General features: G+C 51.9%; 8 protein-coding genes and 1 pseudogene. 3 read left to right on the forward strand and 6 right to left on the reverse strand.

From position 1 onward, the window contains the following. The first annotated feature begins 70 nt into the window (after window positions 1–70). The gene (locus BLT00_RS30330; RefSeq protein WP_092151147.1) at window positions 71–1,504 is read left to right on the forward strand and encodes an MFS transporter; all 1,434 of its coding nucleotides are present in this window, start codon (window positions 71–73) and stop codon (window positions 1,502–1,504) included. Between the two features lie 604 nt (window positions 1,505–2,108). Then, on the forward strand, window positions 2,109–3,386 hold the full coding sequence (locus tag BLT00_RS30335) for an OprD family porin (RefSeq protein WP_092151144.1): 1,278 nt from the start codon (window positions 2,109–2,111) through the stop codon (window positions 3,384–3,386). A 635-nt stretch (window positions 3,387–4,021) separates the two neighbouring features. Here BLT00_RS30335 and BLT00_RS30340 read toward each other — a convergent pair. Genes BLT00_RS30340 through BLT00_RS30355 form a run of 4 tightly spaced genes read right to left on the reverse strand, consistent with a single transcriptional unit; the run spans window position 4,022 to window position 6,084 of the window. Beyond that, a complete protein-coding gene (locus tag BLT00_RS30340) occupies window positions 4,022–4,216 on the reverse strand; it encodes a DUF7740 domain-containing protein (RefSeq protein WP_047703585.1) in 195 nt (64 codons plus the stop codon). 57 nt (window positions 4,217–4,273) lie between these two features. Then, window positions 4,274–4,705, reverse strand: a complete 432-nt coding sequence (locus tag BLT00_RS30345) for a GIY-YIG nuclease family protein (RefSeq protein ID WP_092151141.1) — start codon at window positions 4,703–4,705, stop codon at window positions 4,274–4,276. 4 nt (window positions 4,706–4,709) lie between these two features. After that, complete coding sequence (locus BLT00_RS30350) at window positions 4,710–5,417, reverse strand: RES family NAD+ phosphorylase (protein ID WP_092151138.1); 708 nt, start codon at window positions 5,415–5,417, stop codon at window positions 4,710–4,712. Further along, the gene (locus BLT00_RS30355; RefSeq protein WP_092151135.1) at window positions 5,410–6,084 is read right to left on the reverse strand and encodes a hypothetical protein; all 675 of its coding nucleotides are present in this window, start codon (window positions 6,082–6,084) and stop codon (window positions 5,410–5,412) included. Before BLT00_RS30355 ends, BLT00_RS30350 begins: the two co-directional genes overlap by 8 nt. Window positions 6,085–6,334: 250 nt before the next feature. Between BLT00_RS30355 and BLT00_RS32310 the strand changes: the two genes are divergently transcribed. Then, window positions 6,335–6,700 (forward strand): avidin-fold protein, encoded by a 366-nt coding sequence (locus BLT00_RS32310; RefSeq protein WP_063321957.1) that lies wholly within the window; start codon window positions 6,335–6,337, stop codon window positions 6,698–6,700. Window positions 6,701–7,154: 454 nt separating this feature from the next. Here the strand turns inward: BLT00_RS32310 and BLT00_RS30365 are convergent, their stop codons facing one another. Then, window positions 7,155–7,349: a DUF7740 domain-containing protein gene (locus BLT00_RS30365; RefSeq protein ID WP_063325127.1), complete on the reverse strand. Its 195-nt coding sequence runs from the start codon at window positions 7,347–7,349 to the stop codon at window positions 7,155–7,157. 342 nt (window positions 7,350–7,691) lie between these two features. Further along, window positions 7,692–7,934, reverse strand: a pseudogene (locus BLT00_RS32315) (group II intron reverse transcriptase/maturase); the annotation flags it as partial.

Consider the following 7,934-nt stretch of genomic DNA (forward strand, 5'->3'; position numbering starts at 1 on the left):
GAATCAGATCATTGAAGGCGGTAAATTGAGCGTGTATTGACCGCAAATTATCCGGTAGAGGCAGGCTGGAATGGCAGTGACCATTCCATGCCAGCATTTTCGTCAGAGCCTCGTGCTGTTAATTCGACAAAAACAAGAAATCACAAGCGGAGACTACACAATGGACAGTGCAACTTATGCACAAGAACATCTTGCGCCTGCAGTAAATCGTGCCGACCTAGACGAAGCGGTAAAAAAAGCCTTTCGACACCTCCTGCCGTTGCTCTTTGCCTGTTATGTAATGGCCTACATCGATCGAATAAATTTCGGTTTTGCCGCCATTACAATGAATAGCGACCTGGGCGTAACGCTCACGCAATTTGGGCTGGCTGGCACGCTGTTTTACGCAGCGTATTTTTTCTTCGAAGTTCCAAGTAATCTATTGCTTGTTCGCTTTGGGGCTCGGCGTTGGATTGCCCGAATCATGATCTCGTGGGGTGTGGCGTCCATGGCCACCTGTCTTGCGACAGGCCCTTGGGGACTCTATATTGCGCGGGTGGTACTGGGTATCGCCGAGGCGGGTTTCTTACCAGGAGTCCTGCTTTACCTTACTTTCTGGATTCCAGCATCCAAGCGGGGCCGGGCAAATGCGCTATTTATGACCGCTCAGCCAGCTGCAATCATGCTAGGTTCACCTCTGTCAGGATTGATACTGGCTTCGATGGACGGATATCTGGGAATGCATGGTTGGCAGTGGATGTTCATCATTGAAGCTCTTCCAACCGTTGTCCTTGGACTTATTGTTCTCAAATATTTGCCGGACGGACCTAAGAAGGCACGCTGGCTTACACAGTCTCAAAGCGACGCTCTTGTAGCCGAGCTGGCGTCTGAGAAAGTTACCGGGCAAGTGGAAAAAAGTAAGGTCTCATTTAAATCATTTGTTAACTTCCCTTTCGTCACAGTTTGCGTTGCCAACCTTTTTATGGTCGCAAGTTTGAGCACTCTAGGAACTTGGTCGCCCTTAATTATCAAGGATATTTACAATGGCTCCAGTGTTTTGAATGTCGGACTTGCGGCTGCGTTTCCAGGATTAGCAGCAATCATTATGATGCCACTACTTTGTGCATCTTCTGATCGCAAACAAGAGCGCGCAGGTCATTTCGCGTTTGCCGCAACCCTCTCAGCACTGGGGTGGTTCGCCAGCACCCAAACGGGTAACCCTGGGCTCCAGTTGGTTGGCTTAATTGCTGCGACAGCGGGTGGTTTTTCGGCAATGGCGTTACTTTGGACAGTTCCCCCGACTATGCTTTCGCGCTTGGCTAGGCCCTTGGGAATAGGCGTAATGACGAGTTGCGGGATTCTAGGCTCGGTCATCAGTCCCACGATAAATGGCATACTGCGGCAGGCAACTGGGAGCTACGTGGCTACCGGTTGGCTTGGCGTGTTCTGGATGGGAGCAGCAGCGGTTTTGATCGTCATTGCGGTTAAGAGGCAGAAGCAAATGACTCGTTCTCAAGCCGATTGAATTCCAATGAAGGCCTTAGCATAGGAATACGGTTTTGATTGGGGCACCCGTTAGAATCCAAAACAAGAAGCCTTTATTCATAGGTTGATGCAGGTCGTTATATTTAATGGCGCCAGCCCCGATGGCCTGCAGCATAAGGGCATGAATATGTATTCCCCGGGATCAATAACGAATAATGCAGAAGCTCATTCTATTGATGGCTTTAGCACCCATTTCAACGGGACATAAGCAGATTTTTTATTCTGCTCTGCTCATCGCCGAATTGAAGGTCCAACTTTAGTTGAGGGGTAATCGAAATTGCGGAAAAGACCTCATCACGTCCTCCGCCTGGATCGCTGATTTTGCTTATCATGATGTTATGAAAGATTGATTCGGAGATTTTTTTGCAAACGGCCTCCCGTTAGAGACAGCTCATGCCTGCGCATGCGTGGGGTCCTCTAAAAATCTTCGAGAACACGAGGGATAGATTCAGACCAACATACATACACCGGCAATCAAACACAGAAATACCGAAAAAAACAATAAAGCTTGAATTTATACGCACTCAATATCGCAAGAACAATAACAATCATTGTGAGAACATAGAATGCGACACTCTATAAGTATGCTTGGCGTCTTCGCACGTCGATTTCTGAACCGCTCAGTCTTGCTGGTTTGCGTGGGCTCCCCGTTCGATGGTCAAGCCGCTGAGAACGTCGGTTTTTTGGAGAGTTCTTCCGCAACTATCAATTTGCGAAACGCATACATTAATCGAAACTTTACCAATCCTTCCTACCCTAGCAAAGCCAATCCACAGAACAAGGCAGAGGAATGGACTCAGAGCTTCATCCTTGATGCCCGCTCTGGGTATACGCCAGGTCCGGTTGGATTTGGGGTTGATTTATTGGGGCTTTATTCTCAGAAGCTTGACGGTGGCAAGGGCACCGGAGGCACTCAACTTTTGCCGATCCATGACGACGGCCGTCCAGCAGATGACTTTGGCCGCCTGGGGGGCGCGCTGAAAGCGAAAGTATCACAAACTGAAGTGAAGGTAGGTGAGTGGATGCCCTTGCTGCCGATACTACGCTCTGATGATGGCCGATCCTTGCCGCAAACCTTTCGCGGCGGCCAAGTGACCTCCAGGGAGATGGCCGGCCTCACACTTTACGGTGGCCAGTTCCGAGGTAACAGCCCGCGCAACGACGCAAGCATGGAAGATATGTACATAAACAGTAAACCCGCGTCCACTTCGGATCGTTTTAACTTCGGCGGAGCCGAATATAGTTTTAATGACAAGCGTACGCAGATAGGCTTGTGGTACGCAGAGCTGAGTGACATCTACCACCAGCAGTTCGTCAACCTCACTCATAGCCAGCCGGCAGGCGACTGGATACTTGGGGCGAACGTAGGTTTTTTTAACGGCAAGGAAGACGGAAAAGCACTGGCCGGCAGTCTAGACAACAAGACCGCTTTCGCTCTGCTATCTGCCAAGTACGGTGGCAACACTTTCTACCTGGGCCTTCAGAAACTAACCGGCGACAGTCCATGGCTGCGTGTGAATGGAACCAATGGCGGAACCGTGGCCAATGATACCTTCAACGGTAGTTTTGATAACGCACAAGAGCGCTCATGGCAGGTGCGACACAATTTCGACTTTGCTGTGTTAGGGATTCCGGGGCTGACTCTGATGAATCGATATATCAGCGGAGATAATGTACGTAGCGGATTGGTAGTGGACGGAAAAGAATGGGTTCGAGAATCGGAATTAATTTACGTGGTGCAGTCCGGCACGCTGAAAAATCTTAATATTCGATGGCGGAACGCAAGCGTTCGGAGGGATTTTAATACCAATGAATTTGATGAAAATCGCATTATCATAAATTACCCTATTTCCCTTCGATAAATATTTATTTCCAGTATTCATTACTGAGCGCGGTATTTAGATACGCCGCGCTCTCAGAGGTTGTCGGATAGCCTAGCGAATTTCTCAACTAGATTTTTCTGTTTGTAGCTGGCAACACCCTCTGTGCGGATATAACACCCTTGGTGCTCCGATGTCCGCTTTGAGTCAACTCTGTTGAAAAAGTCAGATTTTCAGCGCTCTGAACTCAGATACAACCACTCGCCTAAGGATTCTCCGATCAAGTCAGTACAGGTCAGATGAGCTGTGCTGACTTGATCGGAGAATCCTTAAGCAACAGTATCGGCCTGAGAAGGTGGGCAGCCTTCACTAGTTAAAACTCACCGATTCAGGGCTTCATGGCTCGATGAAAATGGGCCTATCTGCCAACCGGCAACAAGGCAACAAGGCAACAATGAGGCCGCATGCCCCTGAAGGACATTCTAGCGATGTCGAAATCGCACGCCATCAACCAGCTGGAACACTGCTGATCAGTTAGTAATCACACCGTGGAAATCAAGCTACTCCGGGGCGCGTAGAGCTTTATCCACAGATATACCCACGCTTTTCGTGAATAACTTTACGGCTCGCTTCCGAGAGCTATCTCGAAAGCTGCACGCGCCACAGACGGTTGATTTTCAGTTATCCAGGTTCTCTGCCAGAAATCCAACCAGATCAAGAGGACTTCGGCTGTCGATTACCTTGTAGATCAGGTCGCGTTTGCTGCGCGGCAACTTCTTGACCACGCTCTTCGCTGAAGCCCTGACGGCCTCGTCTGTTCCATGGATACGCGCTGCCAGGAGCAGCACGAGCGTAGCGTCAGTAAGGTTCATTGCTAGACCCAAAAATGATGCACCGCAGTGTACCCACTCTTCTTGTACTGGAGCGTCTCAGCATGAAAGCCTGACTTTGCCTCCGAATCGATAGGCGCCGCTTTTTTCTTTCACCCTTTCAATTGCCCGTGCCTCGTCCCGGGTCGTGGTAGGCGTTATGAGAATATGACACTTCTCTTCCAGATAGCATTGCCGGCCAGCCTCGGTCTGCAAGTCATAACCCGAGACCTGCCCTGAGAAGAAAAGATGCTTGGCGAGGATCGACTGCTTGCTTACAACGTCAGAGGGGTTACTCCATTCACCTCCATCCTTGAGCTTCAAGCGAGACTGCCTCGACTGTCGGTGCTGTATAAGCCTTTTACGAAGATTAACGCTGATGCCCACCTTTAGAATCTCGCCCTGGTCAGTGACGATCTCATAAAGACCAGGGGCCGTAGGCACGGCCGCTTCGATCTCAGAGAAACGAATCACGGGACACTGTTCGAGCATTCGTTCAGTTTTTCCCTGCAATGACGGCGACACCAATCCGATCTGCCAGATCGAGCACTGCGTCGTAGACAATAGGATCGTCTACCAGGCTGCGCGAAACACCCTGTGGACGAAGCGAACCTCCGGGAATACGGTCACCAAAAAGAACCACAGCTCGTGCAGAATCGTCTTGCCTGGATACCCAATACAAGCCTTGCGCATCCGGGCATTGGCGATGGATCGCTTCGGCCCATTTGCGCGTCGCCGGGTACTGATCCTTCTCAGTGTCGATCAACTGCCTACGGGTGATGCCCAATTTGCGCAGGGGAACGCTGGACAGATCGACCAATTGCAACGGTTGATCGATCTGGACAGCGGAGTGCACCTGTCCAGCTAGCTTTCCTTTATCGAAACTCTTGAAGCCTGGCGTATGGGGAACATCGTTAAAGACGGTCTCCATCAAGGCACACTCTATTGTCGTACCACCATATAACGTTGGAATCGCCTGCCCTTGATCATTCTGGATCGGGCTGAAGCGTGCATTGCCCTGCACGCCTGGATTGAATTGATCTGGCTGGTATTTGTCGTGGTGCACGCGATGGAGCACCTCGCCTTTAGCCATTTCAGTGAACGTGACGTGCAGCGTAGCCTCAGGCGCCGGAGTCGCGGATGCCGCCGAATCATCCGACGGCGGAGCCTCACGTTCACTGCCCTTAGCACTGCGCTTAGCCATGGGCGATGCCTTGAATCTCATCCAGTGCCGCGTCGATCACTCGGTCAGGCGCCGATGCCAATAGGTCTTGGGGCTTTTTGCCGCCCAAAAAACTGTTGTCTGAACGGAACCAGTAAGCCATACCCCAGCTGTCCTTGTGCCCCTCGAAAACCTCAATGACTTTGGCCAGCGCCTTCGACGGCCGGTAGCTTGCATCCGGGTCCAGACCGTAACCGGGGAAATAGTCGACCCCACCATGATTGATAGCGAAGATCTGACCTTGCTTTTTCCACTTGTTGGGCTGGGCGCTGGGGTTTCGGGTACTTAACTGCGCCACTTGTGCAATGTCGGCTGCGGTTAGCCAGTCGCCACTCTCCAAGACCGCCTTGCGAGCTTGGACCAGCATCGCCGCCTCCTTGAGCAAACGGGGCGAAGGCGGCTTACGCGTAACAAAGACTTCGGCCAATCGCTCCAGGGAATTCAAGTCTTGGCGCTCCTGCAAAACCTCGTACATCGAGGACGCCACATTTGCGAAATTCTCAGCCAATGCTTCGAAAACGTTGGGTTTGATGTGATCGAAAGACACGACCAGCACTCGATCCGCATGCGAGCGGCTCAGGCGGGCCCGTACCTCTTTGGGCGTGCCGACCAAAGTGGAAACGCCCGATTGGTCTAAAACGACGCTCATGGAAATCACCCTACAGGGTTATTTAGGTTATCTAATCCTAGCATATCTTCTGTAACTCTGAGCCTTATCATTTGGTAGATTCAAAAGACTCGCTTGGGAGGAAAGTAAACGGCCAGTGAACCCATCTGCCCGTATCGCTGGGACTCGCGCTCCCCTGATAGCCAAGGCACTGCCTTGATGAGGCGCGACAAAAAGGCCTAGGATCGCCGAAGGCTGGAAATGAAAATCTCAACTAAGGACGTGAGTTAATATGGAAGTCCCCTTTTCCCAAATCAGTGAGCGTTTGAATAATCGCCGATTTACCGTAGCGGACAACTCCCACGGGGTATCCGGTGCGGGCACAGTGTTTCACTACCACATCGAGGGAGAGTCCATTTCGAGTACATACCAAGGTGGCCGGATTCGCATCGGTCATCAGGTTGGGCGCGTGACGGGGCCCGATACCATTGAGCTTCTGTTTCATTGCCTAACTACAGAAGGCGAAATTCTTGCTGGCTGGTCTCGTGGCACGGTAGGTGCTGATCACGAGGGGCGTACCACTCTTACCTTTGTATGGGGTTGGTTGTCGGGGGCGACCGGGGGTGGGGAGTCTAGCTATATCGAGCTCGCCGCATAACTGCCGAGAATGTTTCGAGCGGCCTGAGACCGGCCACACGCCCAGTGATCATCCGGGCGGCGCGGAGTCTCTACGAGGTGGACCCATTCTATTCAGAGAGGCTGATCAGGAAGCAAGAGCTGTTAGGCAGACGCTTACCTCTGATCGTCGCTCGAAGTCGATTGAGAAGAAAAAGCCCCGCTCCCAATAAACAAAAAACCCGGCACGAAGGCCGGGTTACCCACTTCTCCAAAACGCAGCCCCCGAATGAGAGGGATGGAGGGCTGACAGAAGAATACGGGGGCGAGATTATTGCCAAATGGAGACCCCCTTCGCAATAAAAACCGGCCATCCATGATGAATATCACCATTTGCGTGCTCTCTAGACACTCGCTCTCACCTCACCAAGCTGACCGGCAATAGGCTGCGCAAAAGGGTCAGTTAAACCAGAAAGAATTTTATCGCTGAACATCCATCAATCATCGAGATTCTCTGCCAGAAAACCCACGAGATGGAGCGGGCTCCGGCTGTCAATCACCTTGTAGATCAGATCACGTTTGCTGCGCGGTAACTTCTTGACCACGCTCTTCGCCGAAGCCCTGACGGCTTCGTCTGTTCCATGAATACGTGCCGCGAGCAGCAGTACGAGCGTGGCATCTGTGAGGTTCATGGCGAGACCCGATCTAAAATTCGCACCGCAGTGTACCGACACTTTCCTTTTTCGTACCAGCATACGCACCCAACAAAACGGCACTAGGATAGATCGATATTCCGATTGCCACACAAAGGGACACGCGGAAAAACGGCGGGTAAGGACTGGAAGGGAAAAGGAACTCAAGGGTAAGAGCCCTATCCGAAAAAGCTAAAAGACCACTGTCCCAGCCATTTCCAAGAGGCCACTAACTACACCTCACCGCAAGAACATCAAATTTCAGGATCGAGTAGGAGGCGGATTTGCATCCGCCGTCCTCTCACACCACCGTACGTACGGTTCCGTATACGGCGGTTCAGGTTATGCAGATAAGCCGTTGATCGTGTCCAGTATCGAGACCAGTCCGAGCTGGTTCCACAGTTTCTTCGGCAGCGCCTGATTCATATGCGACGCCCCCGAGTTCCACCATGGGCCGCGGCCATTCGACGTTGACTTGCAGGCACGAGCTTCGCCAAGCCCCAAGCGCATTAAGTTGCGCGCCCTCGTCGAGGGCTGCTTCCATTGGCGCCAGATGGCACACCGAAGCTTACGTCGCACCCATCC

The organism is Pseudomonas sp. NFACC51 (assembly GCF_900103575.1).
Lineage (GTDB): Bacteria > Pseudomonadota > Gammaproteobacteria > Pseudomonadales > Pseudomonadaceae > Aquipseudomonas > Aquipseudomonas fluorescens_Q.

Coding starts and splice junctions, on each gene's coding strand:
- BLT00_RS30365 (WP_063325127.1), bottom strand. CDS start 7,349: ATGAACCTCACAGATGCCACGCTCGTACTGCTGCTCGCGGCACGTATT.
- BLT00_RS32310 (WP_063321957.1), top strand. CDS start 6,335: ATGGAAGTCCCCTTTTCCCAAATCAGTGAGCGTTTGAATAATCGCCGA.
- BLT00_RS30340 (WP_047703585.1), bottom strand. CDS start 4,216: ATGAACCTTACTGACGCTACGCTCGTGCTGCTCCTGGCAGCGCGTATC.
- BLT00_RS30355 (WP_092151135.1), bottom strand. CDS start 6,084: ATGAGCGTCGTTTTAGACCAATCGGGCGTTTCCACTTTGGTCGGCACG.
- BLT00_RS30335 (WP_092151144.1), top strand. CDS start 2,109: ATGCTTGGCGTCTTCGCACGTCGATTTCTGAACCGCTCAGTCTTGCTG.
- BLT00_RS30330 (WP_092151147.1), top strand. CDS start 71: ATGGCAGTGACCATTCCATGCCAGCATTTTCGTCAGAGCCTCGTGCTG.
- BLT00_RS30350 (WP_092151138.1), bottom strand. CDS start 5,417: ATGGCTAAGCGCAGTGCTAAGGGCAGTGAACGTGAGGCTCCGCCGTCG.
- BLT00_RS30345 (WP_092151141.1), bottom strand. CDS start 4,705: ATGCTCGAACAGTGTCCCGTGATTCGTTTCTCTGAGATCGAAGCGGCC.